The following is a 17,067-nucleotide window of genomic DNA, read 5'->3' as shown; positions in this document are numbered from 1 at the left end:
GCGCGCACAGCGGAACAGCGGGATGGATCACGCACGGCTCAGCACGCACGGCTCGACCCGCACGGCTCCAGACGAAGGGTTGTCATGACGTCCAAGCAGAGGACCGGACTCGCACTCGCGCTCACCGGCGTCGGCGCACTGAGCATGGCACTGCTCAGTCCCGTGGCGCAGGCCGGAGCGGACGAGGTGCGGCCGGAATGCCCGCGCGGTCTCGCGTGCGACTGGGTGCCGGCGGCCTATCAGCAGACGGGCGACCCCGCCGACAAGGAGACGTACGGGAACTACGACGTCGCGGACCGGCCGAACACCAACAAGGTCCGGTTCATCGTCCTGCACGACACCGAGGAGGACTTCGACACCACCCTGAAGATCTTCCAGAACCCGCTGAAGCAGGCGTCCGCCCACTACGTGGTGCGCTCGGCCGACGGCCACGTCACCCAGATGGTCAAGGGCAAGGACGTGGCCTGGCAGGCGGGCAACTGGTACGTCAACAGCCACTCCATCGGCATCGAGCAGGAGGGCGTCGCCGTCGACGGCGCCAAGTGGTACACCCCCGAGATGTACCGCTCCACCGCCAAGCTGGTGCGCTACCTCGCAGCCAAGTACGACATCCCGCTCGACCGCCAGCACATCATCGGCCACGACGGGGTACCGCCCACCACCGCGGCCGGAACCAGGAACATGCACTGGGACCCGGGCCCGTACTGGGACTGGAACCGCTTCATGAAGCTGCTCGGAAAGCCCACGGTGCCGACCGCGCCCCGCAACAGCGAACTCGTCACCATCAGCCCGGACTTCAAGAAGAACCAGCAGGTCTTCCGCGACTGCGAGAAGGGCGTGGACCTGCCGGCCCAGGGTTCCGGCGCCGTCCCGCTGCACACCGCCCCCTCCGCCGACGCGCCCCTCTTCTCCGACCCCGGCCTGCACCCCGACGGCTCGCCCGGCACGAACTGTGCCGCCGACTGGGGCAGCAAGATCAGCGCCACCCAGCAGGCGGTCGTCGCGGACCACGCCCCCGGCTGGACGGCGATCTGGTGGTACGGCAAGAAGGCCTGGTTCCGGACCCCGGCCCACACCCGGAGCACCACACCGACCTCCGGCTACGTGGTCAGGCCGAAGGCCGGCCGCACGGACGTCCCGGTGTACGGGGTGGCGTACCCGGAGAAGTCCGAGTACCCCACGGACTTCGGGGACAAGCGGGTGGGCTCGCCGCTCCCGTACACGATCGGGGCGGGCCAGTCGTACCCCGGCGGCGGCGAGGCACCCACGGGTTACTTCTACGCGCCGACGATCGACTCCTCGGCCCCCTTCGACCACATGTACTTCAGTGGCAAGGAGAAGTACGTGACGGTGCAGATCGGTCACCGGATCGCCTTCGTGAAGGCGTCCGACGTGGACATCGTCCGCACACGCTGACCACAACGACGCGCCGCGGGCCCGGTGTGTCGGCACCGGGCCCACGGCGCGTCCCCCTGGGCAGGTCAGCGAGTGCCGACCGCGGCTCGTACGGCCCTGCGGGCCATGGCGCAGTCGTCGTGCAGCCGGCGCAGCAGCAGTCGCTGCTCCTCGCTCGACGACAGGGCTCCGGGCCGGTCCTGACCGGCACCGGCGGGCATCGGATCACGCATGGCCCGCTGGACGGCCGTCTCGTACGTGCGGATCTCACGGGTCAGGACCAGCATGAGGTTCACCAGGAACGCGTCACGCGCCGCAGGCCCCTTGGCCTGGGCGAGCTGGCTGATCTGACGCCGCGCCGCGGGCGCGTCCCCCAGGACCGTCCAGAGCGTCGCCAGGTCGTAGCCCGGCAGGTACCAGCCCGCGTGCTCCCAGTCCACCAGCACCGGACCCGTGGGCGACAGCAGGATGTTGGAGAGCAGCGCGTCACCGTGACAGAACTGCCCCATGCCCTGACGGCCGCCCGCGTGCGCCAGGCCGTGCAGCAGCTTCTGCAGGTCGCCCAGGTCCCGGTCGGTGAACAGCCCCAGCTCGTGGTAGCGGGAGATCCGGGAGGCGTAGTCCAGCGGGGCGTCGAAGAGCCCCGGGGCCGGCCGCCACTCGTTGACCCGGCTGATCGCACCGAGCACAGCCCGCACATCGGCACGGGGCGGGGCCTCCGACGGGTGCCTGGTCAGCGCCGCCACCCGTCCCGGCATCCGCTCGATCACCAGCGTGCAGTTCTCCGGATCGGCCGCGATGAGACGCGGCACCCGCACCGGGGGACGGTGCCGGACGAACGCACGGTATGCAGCTATTTCGTGCCGGAACCGCTCCGACCACGCGGGCGAGTGGTCCAGTAAGCACTTGGCCACCGCGGTCGTCCGTCCGGTGGAGCCGACGAGCAGGACCGAGCGTCCGCTGCGGCGCAGCACCTGGACGGGATTGAACTCGGGGCAGATCCGCTGCACCGAGGCGATCACCATCCTCAGCTGCGCGCCCTGCGGGCCGGACAGGTCCAGCCGTCCGCTGAGCGCCGGACCGCCGGGAGCCGCGGTCCGCCGCGGGCGGACCGTGCCGGGCACCGGCTGGGCGGCGTGCGGGGTGAGATAGGGTCCGCCGCCCGCCCCCAGGGGGCGGAGCGGCCGGGGCGGGGCGGTCACGGAGGACGATGCTGTGTACATGAGCGAGACAGATCCCTTCGTGCGCCGACAAGTTGCGTGCGCCGCCCCGGCCCGGCGACCGTTCGGCACCCTGGGGAGTACCTAGGGCTGCCGGGCGGGGTGGCGCTTTCCTACCTGACACCGGACTCCGGGTGGCAGACCATGTGGCGTGCCCTGGCGAACCATGGCGAATAGTCGCAAGGCATCTGACAGGGGGTTACTGTCAACACAGCCGAGAACCTGGGGGCTTGACGTGACCGGAGAACCCAACACCCGCCTGTCCGACCTGTTCGGCCTCGCCGGCTGGTCCAAGGGCGAACTCGCGAGAATGGTGAACAGGCAGGCGGCGGCCATGGGCCATCCGCAACTGGCCACCGACACCTCGCGGGTGCGGCGTTGGATCGACATGGGGGAGTCACCCCGCGATCCCGTGCCCGAGGTGCTGGCTGCCCTGTTCACCGAGCGGCTCGGTCGTGTCGTGACCATCGAGGACCTCGGGTTCGGCCGACGCGGGCGTGCAGGGAAACGGCGGGGCGTCGGGACGGAGCACAATCCCGACGGGCTGCCGTGGGCGCCCGAGCGGACGGCAGCGGTCCTCACCGAATTCACGGGAATGGACCTCATGCTCAACCGACGCGGCTTGGTGAGCGCGGGCGCCGCGCTCGCCGCAGGATCGACCATCACCGGCCCCATGTACGACTGGCTGCACACGGATCCCGTGCTGGCGGCCGACGTCCCACGGATCAACGACCCCTTGCACGCGGAGCCCGCCGGTTTCGACCGGTACGAGGCCGCCCCCATCGGGTCGGAGGAGATCGAAGCGCTCGAACGGTCCGTCGAGGTGTTCCGCGCCTGGGACGCGTCCAGGGGCGGCGGACTCCAGCGCAAGGCCGTGGTGGGCCAGCTCAACGAGGTGGGTGGCATGCTCGCCTACCGCCACCCCGAGCACCTGCAACGCAGGCTGTGGGGCGTGGCGGCCAACCTGGCGGTGCTCGCGGGATGGATGTCGCACGACATCGGACTCGAACCGACCGCCCAGAAGTACTTCGTCATCGCGGCCCATGCGGCGCGCGAGGGCGGGGACCGCCCGCGGGCGGGCGAGGCGCTCTCCAGAGCGGCCCGGCAGATGGTCCACCTCGGCCGTCCCGACGACGCCCTGGACCTGATGAAGCTAGCCAAGTCCGGTTCGGGGGACGCGGTGCTGCCGCGCACCCGGGCGATGCTGTACACCATCGAGGCATGGGCGCAGGCTTCCATGGGCCGGGGCCAGGCGATGCGGCGCACGCTCGGCAAGGCCGAGGAGTTGTTCGTCTCGGACAAGAGCGATGTGCCACCGCCCAGTTGGATGCAGATGTTCGACGAGGCGGACCTGCACGGCATGCAGGCCCTGGCGTTCCGCACCCTCGCCGAGCACGACCCGTCGGCGGCGATCGTGGCCCAGCGCCACGCCAAGCGGGCGCTGGAGCTCCGGGTCAACGGCCGCCAGCGATCCAAGATCTTCGACTACATCTCGCTCGCCTCGGCGTGCTTCATCGCCGACGATCCCGAGCAGGCGGACCGCTACGCGCGACTCGCCCTGGTGACGATGGGGGAGACCTCCTCGCACCGCACCTGGGACCGGCTGCGCGAAATGTACCGGCTCACGGGCCAGTTCGCGGGCTACGCGAAGATCGCGGAACTGCGCGAGGAAATCAAGCTCTCCATGCCGCAGTCCATCATCAAACAGCCCAGGCGCTCCACGGAGATCTGACCGGGGGCGCCACGACGAGGGGCACCGACCGTCGGTCGTCCGGACGCCACGGTCCGGCTGACATCGTGCCGACCGACCGCAGCGGTCCGGTCCGTCACCGTCCGGCCACCGGCCGTTCGGGCACTGCTCCATGGGCGGGCGGCTCCGTGCTGCCGTGTTCCGTGCCGTGCCCGGTCCCGCGGGTGTCCATGCCCTCCGTCAGGGGTGCCGGCGTGCCGTTCTACGCCCCGAGGCGGGCGATGAGCACGCACGCGTCGTCCAGGCGCTCGGTACCACCGAACTCCGTCAGGACGGTCCGCAGGCACTCCTGTGCCGAACCGGCCTGCGCGAAGCGCGGTGCCAGAGCGAGCAGCGCGTCCGGGTCAGCACCCCGGCCGTCGTGACCGTTCAGCCCGTCGGTGTGCAGCATCAGCACGTCGCCGGGCAGCAGACGCACCTCGTCCTGCTCGTACGTGACCCCGGAGGCCGCGCCGAGGAGGACCCCGTCCGGCGGGGGCAGCGGGCGCCCCTTCCCGGCGCGGAACAGCAGCGGCGCGGGGTGTCCGGCCTGGGCCCAGGCCAGGGCGCCGGTCGCCGGATCGAAGCGGCAGCACACCGCGCTGCCCAGAGCGGGTTGGACGGAGGTTTCCAGCAACTGGTTGAGATGTCCCATGAGTGCGCCCGGCTCGATGCCGGCCACGGCCATTCCGCGCAGCGCGCCCAGCAGCATCGCCATGGCCGAGGTGGCCGGGATGCCGTGGCCGGTCAGGTCACCGACCGTGAGCACGGTCCTGCCGTCCGGCAGGTCCAGCGCGTCGTACCAGTCGCCGCCGATGAGCGAACTCGACTCCGAGGGGAGGTAGTGGGCCGCGACGTCCAGTGCGCCGGCCCCCCGCGAGGGGGACCGTGACGAACCCCGCCACGGGGGGAGCACGGCCTGCTGGAGCTCGACGGCCATGCGGTGCTCGGTCCGTGCCCTGTCCTGGCGGCGGCGGAGCGTGTCGTGGCTCCGCCGCACCGTCTGCTGGCTCCGCCGCAGCTCGCTGACGTCACGCAGGACGGCCCACATGGAGGCGGTGCAGCCGTCCGTGTCGAGGACGGGCTCGCCCATCATGTGGAGCGTTCGGGTCCGGCGGTCGGGCCGTACGATGCGGAACTCGCCGTCTATCGGCTTCCCGTCCACCAGGCAGCCCGTCACCAGCGCGGTGAGCAGGGGCTGGTCCTCGGGGACGAGCATGGAGGGGAGCTCGTCCAGCGAGAGCGGACCGGCCTCGGGGGACCTGCCGAAGATCTGGAACAGCTCCTCGGACCAGCTGACCTCGTCGGTGAGCAGATTCCACTCGGCGCTGCCCACCCGGCCGATCAGCGACCCCTGCCGCGGCTCCTCGGCGGGCCTTGTCGCGGTGTCCTGCGGCGGTGTGTCCCTGAGCTGTTCCGGCACCTGCGGCCGCAGGCCGTCCCTGAGCTGTCCCAGGTGCGTGCCGAGGTTGTCGAGATGGCTGACCGCCAGGTCGCAGAGCGCCCGCTGCCACCGTGCCTGTGAGTCCTCCTCGTCGACCGGCACCGTGTCGCGCCGCACGGCATCCACATCGCCGCGCAGCTGCCGGGTCCGGTCGATCAACGTGGCCACGGCATCGTGCTCGGGCGGGTGAGGGGCGGGGCGGTCCGCGGACAGCGGGGACGGCATCTCGTACTCCGATACAGGCGCGGCGCTACCAGGTCTGAATGGTGGACCGAAGACGACTGTCGCACAGGCGGGGGGAGCCCGTAAGGGATTTGGCAACACTCGATGGGTTGTTGCTTCTGGCATATGTCATAGGCTGCGCGACGCGTCGATCCGTCGAACAGCTTTGCTGGCGGCGGATGTTGGCGCAAGTGATCCGGCGTGTGCGGACGGTCGTGCGCCCGCGCTTCTTCCTGCGGTTCGCGCGCCCGGGCGGAGCGTGGCGAATGCGAAGCGGGGTGCTCCGAGCGGTCGCGGACCGCGTGTCCGCACCTCCGGAGCGCAAGGTTCCGTCTCGTTCCCGGCCGGGTCGCGCGGGCGGGAATGCGGCCGGGGGGTGTCGCGTTAAGACACCAGAACGAAAACGAAACCCATTCCCATGAGGGGGAGGGGGTTCGGTGGAGAAGGAGCCCGGAGGTGCCCATGGCCCGCAATGAGACCCGTCCCGTAGTGACGCTCCGGTCGACGGCCGGAACGGGGTGGAGCTACGTGACCCGCAAGAGCCGCCGGAATGATCCCGACCGGCTGGTCCTGCGCAAGTTCGACCCCGTCGCGGGGCGGCACGTGTCGTTCCGGGAGGAGCGCTGACCCGAGGTCCGTCCTCGTCGTTCCCGCGTCGTCCCGTCCCGCGCCGCTCCAAGGGAGTGGCGCTCCCGCAGCAGCCTGAGGAGGCAATGAGCATGAAGTCCCGCATCCACCCCGTCTCCCGTCCGGTGGTCTTCCGTGACCGGGCCGCGGGAGCCGCCTTCCTGATCCGTACGACCGCGACCGCGGACGAGCGGGTGACCTGGGAGGACGGCCGGAGCTACCCGGTGATCGACGTGGAGACCTCGTCGGCGAGCCACCCGTTCTGGACCGGGAGCGGTCAGGTGCTGGACACGGCCGGCCGTGTCGAACGCTTCCGCCGCCGCTACGGCACCGAGGTGACCGCCGCCGGCTGAGCCGCTCCACCGGACCCGCGCCCAGTGCCGTGAATCACAGCGAGGGGGGCGGGTTTCCGGGAACGGAGCGCAGTGGTTTATCGTTCACCTATATGTGGATGTCGCGTGTCGCGCCCACGAAAAGCCGCCCCGGCTGGATTCCCCCGATCCGGCCGGGGCTTCTCCTCGACCCCGCCCGGCCTTGCCGCGCCGGAACGCTCCCCGGGCCCGGACGGGGGCACCCGATCGGCCCATGACCGATTGCGGGACCTCCCCGTCCGCCCCAGCGTGGGGTGACGTCGTGTGTGCCGATGGCGTACGGACCACCCCCCGACGAGGAGCGACATGGCTGACGCCCAGTGGGGTCCGCGCCCCAGGACATGGACCGCCGAGGAACAGCTGCCCGTGCTGGACGTCATCGAGCCGCCGCGCCTGCGCCGACTCACCGTCCTGGTACGGCTGCTGCTCCTGATCCCGCACTTCGTCGTGCTGTTCTTCCTGCACATCGCCTCCGTGGTGATGGTGATCCTCGGCTGGTTCGCCGCGCTGTTCCTGGGGCGGCTGCCCGGACCGGTCTTCCGCTTCCTCGCCGGATACCTCGGCTACCAGGTGCGGGTCGGCGCGAGCAGCATGCTGCTCGTGGACCGCTACCCGCCGTTCACCCTCGGCCCGGCACCGGACTACCCGGCCCGCATCGAGGTCGTCCCCACCACTCTCAACCGGCTGGCCGTCCTCTTCCGCCTGATCCTGATGATCCCGGCGGCGATCGTGCAGAGCCTCGCCGCGTCCGGCTGGTGGGCGGTGGGTGTCCTGTGGTGGCTGATCACCCTGATCCTGGGCCGCATGCCGCGCCCCCTCTTCGAGGCCACGGCCGCCGTGCTCCGCTACACGATGCGCTTCTACGCGTACTTCCTGATGCTCACCCCGGCGTACCCCAAGGGCTTCTTCGGCGACGACGAGCTCTCCGTACCGCAGCAGCAGGCACGCTCCGCCACCAGGCCGCTCGTCATGAGCAGCGCGGGCAAGGCGCTGCTCGCCCTGTTCCTGGTGCTCGGCGCGGTCACCTCCGTCGCCGGTTCCGCCACGAGCACCTGGACGGCCGAGGACGACGACGGCAGGTGAGACCCCTGGGCTGATCCGCCACACGGCGAAGGCCGAACACATCTGGTTCCGGGAGCGGTTCGCCGGCCGGACGTTCGACCCGATGTGCGACCCGGAGAAGGGCAAGGACGCGGAATTCGAGGACCTCCGACCCGACCCGCGCCGCCGAGGGCCGTGCCCGCCCAAGGGCTGTCCCGTAATCGAGGAATGGCGGTCGGCGGACGAGATCGTCGCCGGTGCCCTCGCTGGACGACACCTTCACCCACGCCGGCGAGGAGTACTCGCTGCGCATGATCCGCCGGCACATGATCGCCGAGTACGCGCGCCACATCGGCCACGCCGATCTGGTGCGCGAGCGGCTCGACGGGACGACGGGAGGGTGACGCGCCCCTGGGAGCGGCCACGGCCTCCACGGGAGAAGGACCCCGCGAAGGGCTCCACTACGTCGCGAGGCCGTCCTGGGCGGGCGCGCGACGGGCCTGCGGGACACCGGGGCAGCCCGGGGGCGGGGCGTCGGGGGAAGTATGCCGCTCCTGGGACCGGTGCGCGGACGCCCCGGCCGCCGGCCGCACGTCGGTCCAGTAGATGTCGAGCATCGTGCGCAGGGTCGTCGGTTCCTGGGCGGGGCCCGTGGGCACGGTCAGCCGGTCGAGATGCCGCCACAGCTCGTGGTCCGTCTGCTCGGCGACGCCACCGTCACGGGCGTGGGCCGCCTGGTGGCGCTGGACGGCCAGCGCCAGTTCACGGAGCGTCTCCCGGCTCTGCTGGCCCGAGCTGTGGCTCTGCGCGCGGTTCACGTTCCGCTGCTCCTCGCCCAGTTCGGAGATGGCCCGCTGGACCCGCTGGTGGAAATTGGCGGTGCGGCGGCGCAGCGACTCGAACTCGGCGCGCGTCGCGAACCATTCGCGCTTGCCGGCCTCGCCCCGGGCGAGGCACTGGGCGTGGAACTCCTCCCGCTCGGTCTTGCGACGACGCAGGACGCTCGCGGTCCGCTCGTGGACGTGGGTGAGGATCTTCCGGGCCCGCGGCAGATTGTCGGGATGGGTGATCGCCTCCCACATCGTCGCGTCACGGGTGGGCGGGTGGATGTTCGAGGTGAGCATCTGCTCGAACTCCTTGTCGGCGAGCTGCGCGAGGTCCTGGGCGTCCACTACTGGCCTCCAAGCCGGTGTTGGGCGGTATGGGTCCAGCGTGGCGTACCGCACCGACAAGCACGTAGAAATCCGGAAATGGAATGCGCCAAAGCTGAGGGCCGCGACAGGGCGGACGCGAGGGCCCGGAAGAGGCCGGCCGACGGTCCCGCACCGCTCGGCGGCCGACCGGGTCCGACCGGTGCGGGGCCGTACCGGCAGTGTGTGCGGCACACCCCGCGGACACCGGGCGCGGGCTCCGGGGCCCGCGCCGCGACGGCGCCGGCGCACGGTGGGCGGACGCCCCCTCATGAGACACCGGGACCGTCGTTCGACTGTCCGAAACCATACGTTCTTCATGGCTTCGACCGCCGATGGCGCTCCTGCGGGACGCCTCGGGCGACGGCCGGCACACCCCTCAGGAGCGCCACCACGGCGCACGGACCACATCGCTCTTCGAGGCCCCGCAGTTGAGACCGTTGACCACCTCGTCCGCCTCGATGTCCCAGCCGACGACACCGTTGCCCTGACGGCCCAACTCCACCAGGCGCGCCCGCTCGTCCCCGTGCCCGGTGTCGATGTCGCACTCCACGACGCTGGTCCAGGACCGGCCGTCCAGCGACCCGATCAGGGCGAGCACCGGGAGCACCCCCACGGCCAGCAGCATGGCGAACGCCCACGCGCCGTCCGCGGTGCGCTCGCGCCAGCCGGAGGGGGCGGTGCCGACCCGCCGCCCGCTGCCGCGCTCGCGGCGGCCGGTGCGGTACTCGGCGATCACCCCGAGGCGCAGCGCGTACGAGGCGAGGGCGGTGGCGACCCCCCACCACAGCCCGTGGAACGCCCCGACGACCAGCGCGAAGGTGACCGGGACGACGGCGGCCGACAGCAACGAGCGCAGGAGCGGGGCGTCGGGCCGTACGCGGGCGCTGCTCCGGGCGACGAAGTAGGCGTACGTGATGCGCGAGACCACGATGGAGAGCACCGTGGTGAGCAGCGCGTTGTTGAGGAGCATGCCGATCAGGACGTTGGGCCAGTTGGCCGGTTCCATGGCGACGAGCGCCTCGCTCGCCGCACCGCCGCTGCCCAGAGTCCAGGCCAGTTTGAGGACGGGCACGGCGAAGACCACCGCCAGCAGCACGAGGTGACCGGGGCCGCCGTGGAGGTCCTCCGACTTTTCGCTGTCGCTCATGGCCCCAAGTCTTGGCGGGGTCCCGGAGCCCGGCCAGGCGACGGGCGGCCCCCGGCGCGCGACGGGTGGTACGGGGACGGCGCGAATGGCCGAAAGACCGGCCGCACATCACCCGATCGGCGGTCTCCCGGCTGGCCCGCCACCCGGCCGGAACGTCCATGACGCGGTGACGAACGCCGACCGGGGGCGGCGGGCGGTCCTCCCCGCCGTTGCGGGACCCCGCCCGCGTTGGTCTAGTGAAAACACCTGCCCATGGGGGCCGCGAGGAGACCTCGACGACCGATGGGCCCCGGACCCGGCGCACGGAGGTCCGGGCCGGCGACCCCTCGCGCCCTCTCCCCGCCCCGCACACACCGGACGGTGATCATGACCATGTCCTCCTTCGGCTCCTTCGGCGGCCCGGACCCGTTCTCCGAACTGCTCAACCGCTTCTTCGGGATGTCTCCCGCCTCCTCGCCCCCACAGGTGCAGCGGGTCCCCATCGGGCGGCTGCTGACGGAGTCGGCCCGCGAGCTGATAGGCCGCGCGACCACGCGCGCGACCGGCGACGGCAGCCAGGACCTGGACACCGAGCACCTGCTGTGGGCCGCCACCCAGGTGGAACCGGCACGCACCCTGCTCGCACGGGCCGGGGCCGATCCCGAACAACTGGCCAAACAGATCGAGGCCGTCCTGCCCGGGGAGAGCGCCACCCCGTCCGCGGAACCGAGCCTGACCCCCGCCGCCAAGCGCGTGCTGCTCCAGGCGTACGAGCGCTCGCAGACGGCCGGGGTCTCCTACATCGGGCCCGAGCACATCCTCGGCGCGCTCCTGGACACCCGGGAGTCCGGCGCTGCCAGACTGCTCGGCGCCTACGGCGCGGACACCGACCGGCTGCGGCGCGAGGCGGACAGCGCGGCGCGGGCCGAGGGCACCCCGGCGGCCGGCACCAGCGACACCCCCACGCTCGACGAGTACGGACGGGACCTGACCGAGGCGGCGAAGGCCGGGAAGCTCGACCCCGTGGTCGGCAGGGCCGACGAGATCGAGCAGACCGTGGAGGTCCTCTCGCGGCGCTCGAAGAACAACCCGGTGCTCATCGGCGAGCCCGGTGTCGGCAAGACCGCGATCGTCGAGGGCATCGCCCAGCGCATCGTGTCCGGGGACGTCCCCCGGACGCTCAAGGACAAGCGGGTGATCACCCTCGACCTCTCCGGCCTGGTGGCCGGAGCCCAGTACCGGGGCCAGTTCGAGGAGCGGCTGAAGAACGTCATCGACGAGGTCAAGGCCGCCTCGGACTCGACGATCCTGTTCATCGACGAACTGCACACGGTGGTCGGCGCGGGGGCGTCCGGCGAGGGCGCGATGGACGCGGGCAACATCCTCAAACCCGCCCTGTCACGGGGCGAACTGCATGTCATCGGTGCGACGACCATCGACGAGTACCGCAGGTACGTGGAGAAGGACGCCGCCCTGGAGCGCCGCTTCCAGCCCGTCATGGTGCCCGAGCCGACGGTCGACGAGACCATCCAGATCCTGGAGGGCCTGCGGGACTCCTACGAGGCCCACCACCAGGTCCGTTTCGCCGACGACGCGCTGGTGGCGGCGGCCGAGCTCTCCGACCGCTACATCAGCGACCGCTTCCTGCCGGACAAGGCCATCGACCTCATGGACCAGGCGGGTGCCAGGGTGCGGCTGCGGTCGCTCGGCAAGTCCACCGAGGTCGTCTCCCGAGAGGACCGGCTCGCCGAGCTGAGGCGGGAGAAGGACGAGGCGGTGGCGGCCGAGGACTTCGAGAAGGCGTCCGGGCTGAAGGACGAGATCGCCGAGACCGAGGCCGAACTCGCCGGCATCGAGGAACGGCGCGAGGGCGTCATGGACGTCATCACCGCCGACATCGCCGATGTCGTGTCCCGTCGCACCGGCATCCCGGTCGCACAGCTCACCACCAGCGAGAAGGAGAAGCTGCTCAAGCTGGAGGACGCGCTGCACTCCCGCGTGGTCGGCCAGGACGAGGCGGTCACCGCGATCGCGGAGGCGGTGCGCCGCAACCGCGCGGGCATGGGCGACCCGAAACGCCCGGTCGGCTCCTTCCTCTTCCTCGGCCCCACCGGCGTGGGCAAGACCGAACTCGCCAAGGCGCTGGCGGACCTGCTGTTCGGCGACGAGAACCGCATGGTCCGCTTCGACATGAGCGAGTTCCAGGAGAAGCACACCATCTCGCGGCTCGTCGGCGCGCCTCCCGGATACGTCGGCCACGAGGAGGCCGGCCAGCTCACGGAGAAGGTGCGCCGTCAGCCGTACAGCGTGCTCCTCTTCGACGAGGTGGAAAAGGCCCACCCCGACATCTTCAACGCGCTGCTCCAGGTCCTCGACGACGGACGCCTCACCGACGCGCAGGGGCGGACGGTGGACTTCCGCAACACCGTCGTCATCATGACCTCCAACATCGGGGCCCAGCGCATCCTCGCCCACAAGGGGGACGTCTCCGAGATCCGGGACGACCTCATGGGCGACCTGCGGGGCCACTTCCCGCCGGAGTTCCTCAACCGCGTCGACGAGACGATCATCTTCCACGGCCTGGGCAAGGACGACCTCGGCCGGATCGTCGACCTCATGCTGGACGGCAGCAGGCGTCGCGTCCGCGCCCAGGGGCTGGAGCTGGACGTCACCGAGGCGGCGAAGACCCTCCTGGTCGCGCACGGCCACCAGCCGGAGTTCGGGGCCCGCCCGCTGCGCCGCACCATCCAGACCGAGCTCGACAACCGCATCGCGTCCCTGCTGCTGAGCGGCGAGGCGGAGCCGGGCGACACCGTCGTCGCCGACGTCCGGGACGACGCCCTGGTCTGCACGATCAGCCGCCCCAAGCCCTCCGGCGAACCCGTTGCCGACACCGGAGCCGAGGCCGTCGAGGCCGGTTGACCCCGGGAAGGACCGCGGACCCCTGCCGCACGGTTTCCGGAACCGTGCGGCAGGGGCCGTTCACACCCCTCGGCACGACCGACCGGGCCATGGCCGTCGCGCCCGGGCCCTGCCGGAGCGCGCGAGGCGGTGTCCACCGGGATCGCGCGCCGTTCTCGCCGGCATCGGCGCCCGGGTCCCGGAGCCGCCGGCGCTACTTCGGCCTCGCGTACGCGCGCAGTCGCTCCTCGCGGCTCGTCAGACAACAGCTCGCACAGCGCACCGCCTCCGCGCTCGTGTAATACAGACAGCAGGTGTTGCGCAGATAGACCAGCCGTTCCCGGTCGTCCGGCGCCCGTCGGACCCGCACCACCTCGCCCAGTTCCGCGAGTCCGCCGGGCGCGGTGTCCACGAACTGCCGCCAGCGGGCGGCCAGCAGATCCACCTCGGCGCCGTACGCGCACAGCGCGGTGGCGCAGCCATGGGCGATTCCTCCGCGCAACTGCCTTGCCCCGGCGCGGGTACGACGGCGCAGCGCATCGGCGACGGGCAGCAGATGTCCGTCGAGCACGGTGCGGTGCAGCAGCCGCACGGAGTCCTCTCCGGCCCGGGGCACCAGCAGCCGGGCCCCGCGCACCCGGACCCCGCCGATCCCGTGCGCGGCGGGGCGCACCAGGACATTGCCGGACCGCATGTCCGGGACCTCGTCGTACAACGCCCAGTGGAGCACGGCGGCGGCAGTGACCCGGCCCGCGTACACCGCCATCAGGGTCAGCGCGGTCGCATGACCGGTGCGGTGGCCGCTGCTGGTGCGCTCGCGCTCCAGCAGAACGGACAGCTCCGCGCCCGCCGGATCGGCCAGTCGGTCGGCTGCCAGCCACTGCCCCGCCTCGCTCGCGGGCGGTTCGCCTTCGGCGACCTGCCAGCGCGGGCCGTGCGGCAGGGGTGTCCAGACGGGAGAGCCGCCGTCGCTCATGACGGCGGGAGGTAGACGACGTTGGGGGCGCCGGTGACCGGATGGACGCCGATCCGGGTCCGTATCCCGTAGACCTCGGCCAGCAGCTCCTCCGTCAGCACCTCGTGCGGGGTGCCGGACGCCACCAGCCGGCCGGCGCCGAGGACGAACAGCCGGTCGCAGTACGAGGCGGCCAGGTTGAGGTCGTGCAGCACCAGCAGGTTGGTGGTGCCCAGCGTCCGCACCAGGCCGAGGATCTCCAACTGGTAGCGGATGTCCAGATGGTTCGTGGGCTCGTCGAGCGCCAGCAGCCCCGGTTCCTGGACCAGGGCACGGGCGATCAGGGCCCGCTGCCGTTCCCCGCCGGACAGTTCCTCGAACCGCCGGTCGGCCAGGGACGCCGCGCCGACGCGCCGCAGCGCCCGGTCGATGCGGCGGGCGTCGTCGGCGTCGTCCTGCTCCCAGAACCGTTTGTGCGGGCTCCGGCCCATCGCCACGACCTGGCGCACGGTCAGGCCGAAGGTGCCGGGACTGTCCTGCGGCACGACGGCGACGCGGCGGGCCCGTTCCTTCACGCCGAGGGCCGAGGCGTCCACCCCGTCCAGCAGGATCCGGCCCGTCGCGGGACGCAGGGCGCCGTACACACAGCGCAGGAAGGTGGTCTTGCCGCTGCCGTTCGGCCCGACCAGGCCGACCGTCTCGCCGGGGGCGGCGTCCAGCGCGACCGCGTCGAGCAGGGTGCGGCCGGCCACCTCGTAGCCGATCCCGTCGGCGACGAGCGCCTTCGGGGGCGGTGCCGGGCTCATCCGGTGATCCCTTCGGTGCGGTTGGAGCGGCGCAGCAGCCAGAGGAAGAACGGGCCGCCGACCAGGGCGGTGACCACCCCGGCGGGAATCTCCTCGGGGGCCGCGACGGTACGCGCCAGCAGATCGGCCAGCAGCAGGAAGACGGCCCCGCCGAGCGCGGTCACCGGCAGCAGCCTGCGGTGGGACGCGCCGACGACCAGCCGGGCGGCGTGCGGGACCATCAGACCGACGAAGCCGATCGCCCCGCTGTAGGCGACCAGCACGCCGATGATCAGTGACACCAGCACGAAGGCCCAGCCCCGGAAGCGCCCGGGGTCCAGCCCGAGGCTGCGGGCTCCTTCCTCGCCGGTCAGCAGCAGGTCCAGCGGGCGGGCCAGGCAGATCAGGAGCACGGACCCGACGCCCAGGACCACGGCGGGCAGCACCAGTTGGTCCCAGCGGGCACCGCCCAGACCGCCCAGGGTCCAGAACAGGATCGCCCGCACGTGCTCGGCCCGGGAGGACAGCACCAGGATCAGGCTGGTGAACGCGGACAGCACGTACTGGATCGCCACCCCGGACAGGACCAGCCGGCCCGTCGTCATGGTGCCACCGCGCCGGGCCATCGCGTAGACCGCGACCAGCGCGGCCATGGATCCGGCGAACGCCGCGACGGGCAGCGCCACATCGGTGGCCACCCCGGCGCCGACCCCCAGCACGACGACCGAGGCGGCGCCCGCCGACGCCCCGGACGAGGCGCCCAGCAGGAACGGGTCGGCCAACGGGTTGCGCACCAGCGCCTGGAGCACCGCGCCCGACAGGGCCAGCCCGGCGCCGACGACGGCCCCGAGCAGCACCCTGGGCAGCCGCACCTCCCACACGATCGTCGGGTACGCACCGGTGCGTTCACCGCCCAGGACCGTACTCAGCACCTCGCCCGGCGGAATCCGTACCGGACCGAGCGCCAGACCGGCCACCGCTGCCGCGAGCAGCAGCACCGTGAGGACGCCGATCACGACGGGGGCCGAGCGCAGGGCGGACTTCGGGCCGGGGCGGGCGGACCCCGCGCTCACGGGGTGCCGGGGTGCAGCTGCCCGGCCAGGTCCCGTACGGCGTCGGCGACCCGGACCCCGAGCACGGCCGAGGACAGCGGGAGCACCGCGAACTTCTTGTTCCTGATCGCCGGCACGTCCGCGAGCGCCGGATCGTCCAGCAGCCGCTTCTTCTTGGCCGCGACCGTGGTGCCTCCGTAGTCGTAGATCACGACCACCTCGGGCCTGCGCTTGATGACCTGCTCCCAGGACACGTCGCCGAAGGTGGCGTCGAGGTCCGCGAAGACGTTCCTGCCACCGGCGAGCTCGACGATCTCGTTGCCGATGCCCTTGCCGCCCGCCGTGAACGCGGAGCTGTCGCCGGAGTCGTACACGAACACCGAGCGGGGCGAGGAGCCCTTGAGGCCCGCCTCGACCGCCGCGATCTTCCGCCGTTCCCGGGCGATCAGCTCGCTGCCGCGCTCCGGTACGCCGAAGGTCCTGGCGACCTGGGTGATCTCGGTGGCCAACTGGTCGAGGCCGACCCCGCCCTCGGTGCAGTTCTCGATGTTCAGCCGGGTGTCGATGCCGTTCTTGTGGAGCCCCGCCCGGTCCTGGCCCCTGGCCCTGTCGAAGGCGCTGTCGTACCCGCCATAGACGAAGTCGGGGTTGGCACCGAGCAGCACTTCCTTGGAGGGGTACTCCTTCGCGAGCACCTTGGTCCGGTCGTACGCGGACCGGTACTCCGGCAGGACGCTGTCGTCCAGGTAGGCCGTACCGACCAGCCGGTCCCGGAGCCCGAGGGCCAGCATGATCTCGGTGACGTGCTGGTTCATGGTGACGACCCGTTCCGGCGGGGCGTCGAAGGTCGTTCTCGTACCGCAGTTGGTGACCGTGTAGGGGAAGCCGTCGGCGGCCGGTGCGGCCCCCGTCCCGTCCTTGTCGCCGGTGCCGCAGCCGGCGAGCGGCAGCAGGAGCAGCGGTATGAGTACGAGCGGTACACGGCGGATCCGTGGCATGGCCGGCC

General features: G+C 71.8%; 14 protein-coding genes and 1 pseudogene. 7 read left to right on the top strand and 8 right to left on the bottom strand.

Features of this window, described 5'->3' with window-relative positions:
- The first annotated feature begins 84 nt into the window (after positions 1-84).
- A complete protein-coding gene (locus ABZZ04_RS11090; protein ID WP_356931901.1) occupies positions 85-1,416 on the top strand; it encodes a peptidoglycan recognition family protein in 1,332 nt (443 codons plus the stop codon).
- 65 nt (positions 1,417-1,481) lie between these two features.
- Here ABZZ04_RS11090 and ABZZ04_RS11085 read toward each other — a convergent pair whose 3' ends face one another.
- On the bottom strand, positions 1,482-2,618 hold the full coding sequence (locus ABZZ04_RS11085; RefSeq protein ID WP_356931900.1) for an aminoglycoside phosphotransferase family protein: 1,137 nt from the start codon (positions 2,616-2,618) through the stop codon (positions 1,482-1,484).
- Positions 2,619-2,850: 232 nt separating this feature from the next.
- On the opposite strand from ABZZ04_RS11085, the gene ABZZ04_RS11080 reads away from it, so the two are divergent.
- The gene (locus tag ABZZ04_RS11080; protein ID WP_356931899.1) at positions 2,851-4,347 is read left to right on the top strand and encodes a hypothetical protein; all 1,497 of its coding nucleotides are present in this window, start codon (positions 2,851-2,853) and stop codon (positions 4,345-4,347) included.
- Positions 4,348-4,567: 220 nt separating this feature from the next.
- Here ABZZ04_RS11080 and ABZZ04_RS11075 read toward each other — a convergent pair whose 3' ends face one another.
- Positions 4,568-6,013 (bottom strand): SpoIIE family protein phosphatase, encoded by a 1,446-nt coding sequence (locus ABZZ04_RS11075; RefSeq protein ID WP_356931898.1) that lies wholly within the window; start codon positions 6,011-6,013, stop codon positions 4,568-4,570.
- Positions 6,014-6,472: 459 nt separating this feature from the next.
- Between ABZZ04_RS11075 and rpmG the strand changes: the two genes are divergently transcribed.
- The 4 genes and pseudogenes from rpmG to ABZZ04_RS11055 form a co-directional block, all read left to right on the top strand.
- Positions 6,473-6,637 (top strand): 50S ribosomal protein L33, encoded by a 165-nt coding sequence (gene rpmG / locus ABZZ04_RS11070; RefSeq protein ID WP_356931897.1) that lies wholly within the window; start codon positions 6,473-6,475, stop codon positions 6,635-6,637.
- A 92-nt stretch (positions 6,638-6,729) separates the two neighbouring features.
- Positions 6,730-6,990 carry a type B 50S ribosomal protein L31 gene (locus ABZZ04_RS11065; RefSeq protein ID WP_356931955.1) on the top strand — a complete coding sequence of 87 codons (261 nt, stop codon included), beginning with the start codon at positions 6,730-6,732 and terminating at the stop codon, positions 6,988-6,990.
- A 324-nt stretch (positions 6,991-7,314) separates the two neighbouring features.
- Complete coding sequence (locus ABZZ04_RS11060) at positions 7,315-8,091, top strand: DUF4389 domain-containing protein (RefSeq protein WP_356931896.1); 777 nt, start codon at positions 7,315-7,317, stop codon at positions 8,089-8,091.
- 7 nt (positions 8,092-8,098) lie between these two features.
- A pseudogene (locus ABZZ04_RS11055) lies at positions 8,099-8,453 on the top strand (DUF664 domain-containing protein); the annotation flags it as partial.
- Between the two features lie 57 nt (positions 8,454-8,510).
- Here the strand turns inward: ABZZ04_RS11055 and ABZZ04_RS11050 are convergent.
- Entirely contained in the window at positions 8,511-9,221 is a 711-nt protein-coding gene (locus ABZZ04_RS11050; RefSeq protein WP_356931895.1) for a hypothetical protein, read from the bottom strand.
- Positions 9,222-9,618: 397 nt separating this feature from the next.
- Positions 9,619-10,389: a hypothetical protein gene (locus ABZZ04_RS11045; RefSeq protein WP_356931894.1), complete on the bottom strand. Its 771-nt coding sequence runs from the start codon at positions 10,387-10,389 to the stop codon at positions 9,619-9,621.
- A 366-nt stretch (positions 10,390-10,755) separates the two neighbouring features.
- Between ABZZ04_RS11045 and ABZZ04_RS11040 the strand changes: the two genes are divergently transcribed.
- Positions 10,756-13,290 (top strand): ATP-dependent Clp protease ATP-binding subunit, encoded by a 2,535-nt coding sequence (locus ABZZ04_RS11040; RefSeq protein ID WP_356931893.1) that lies wholly within the window; start codon positions 10,756-10,758, stop codon positions 13,288-13,290.
- A 193-nt stretch (positions 13,291-13,483) separates the two neighbouring features.
- On the opposite strand, the gene ABZZ04_RS11035 is transcribed toward ABZZ04_RS11040, so the two are convergent.
- From ABZZ04_RS11035 to ABZZ04_RS11020, 4 genes are read right to left on the bottom strand one after another with little or no spacing between them, the layout of a single operon-like run.
- On the bottom strand, positions 13,484-14,245 hold the full coding sequence (locus ABZZ04_RS11035) for a (2Fe-2S)-binding protein (protein WP_356931892.1): 762 nt from the start codon (positions 14,243-14,245) through the stop codon (positions 13,484-13,486).
- Positions 14,242-15,030, bottom strand: coding sequence for an ABC transporter ATP-binding protein (locus tag ABZZ04_RS11030; RefSeq protein ID WP_356931891.1), 789 nt, complete (start codon positions 15,028-15,030; stop codon positions 14,242-14,244). The genes ABZZ04_RS11035 and ABZZ04_RS11030 overlap by 4 nt, the downstream gene beginning before the upstream one ends.
- A complete protein-coding gene (locus tag ABZZ04_RS11025; protein ID WP_356931890.1) occupies positions 15,027-16,082 on the bottom strand; it encodes an iron ABC transporter permease in 1,056 nt (351 codons plus the stop codon). The genes ABZZ04_RS11030 and ABZZ04_RS11025 overlap by 4 nt, the downstream gene beginning before the upstream one ends.
- Complete coding sequence (locus ABZZ04_RS11020; protein ID WP_356931889.1) at positions 16,079-17,059, bottom strand: ABC transporter substrate-binding protein; 981 nt, start codon at positions 17,057-17,059, stop codon at positions 16,079-16,081. Before ABZZ04_RS11020 ends, ABZZ04_RS11025 begins: the two co-directional genes overlap by 4 nt.
- Positions 17,060-17,067 lie beyond the last annotated feature (8 nt).

The sequence above is a fragment of the Streptomyces sp. NPDC006435 genome (assembly GCF_040612315.1).
In the GTDB taxonomy this organism is placed as follows: Bacteria; Actinomycetota; Actinomycetes; order Streptomycetales; family Streptomycetaceae; genus Streptomyces.
The sequence above is the reverse complement of the archived record's forward strand: the minus strand, read 5'-3'. Positions and strand labels throughout refer to the sequence as shown.

Excerpts from the sequence above, each read along its gene's own strand:
- ABZZ04_RS11090 (WP_356931901.1), top strand. The coding sequence starts at position 85 with ATGACGTCCAAGCAGAGGACCGGACTCGCACTCGCGCTCACCGGCGTC.
- ABZZ04_RS11085 (WP_356931900.1), bottom strand. The coding sequence starts at position 2,618 with ATGTACACAGCATCGTCCTCCGTGACCGCCCCGCCCCGGCCGCTCCGC.
- ABZZ04_RS11075 (WP_356931898.1), bottom strand. The coding sequence starts at position 6,013 with ATGCCGTCCCCGCTGTCCGCGGACCGCCCCGCCCCTCACCCGCCCGAG.
- rpmG (WP_356931897.1), top strand. The coding sequence starts at position 6,473 with ATGGCCCGCAATGAGACCCGTCCCGTAGTGACGCTCCGGTCGACGGCC.
- ABZZ04_RS11065 (WP_356931955.1), top strand. The coding sequence starts at position 6,730 with ATGAAGTCCCGCATCCACCCCGTCTCCCGTCCGGTGGTCTTCCGTGAC.
- ABZZ04_RS11060 (WP_356931896.1), top strand. The coding sequence starts at position 7,315 with ATGGCTGACGCCCAGTGGGGTCCGCGCCCCAGGACATGGACCGCCGAG.
- ABZZ04_RS11045 (WP_356931894.1), bottom strand. The coding sequence starts at position 10,389 with ATGAGCGACAGCGAAAAGTCGGAGGACCTCCACGGCGGCCCCGGTCAC.
- ABZZ04_RS11040 (WP_356931893.1), top strand. The coding sequence starts at position 10,756 with ATGACCATGTCCTCCTTCGGCTCCTTCGGCGGCCCGGACCCGTTCTCC.
- ABZZ04_RS11035 (WP_356931892.1), bottom strand. The coding sequence starts at position 14,245 with ATGAGCGACGGCGGCTCTCCCGTCTGGACACCCCTGCCGCACGGCCCG.
- ABZZ04_RS11030 (WP_356931891.1), bottom strand. The coding sequence starts at position 15,030 with ATGAGCCCGGCACCGCCCCCGAAGGCGCTCGTCGCCGACGGGATCGGC.
- ABZZ04_RS11020 (WP_356931889.1), bottom strand. The coding sequence starts at position 17,059 with ATGCCACGGATCCGCCGTGTACCGCTCGTACTCATACCGCTGCTCCTG.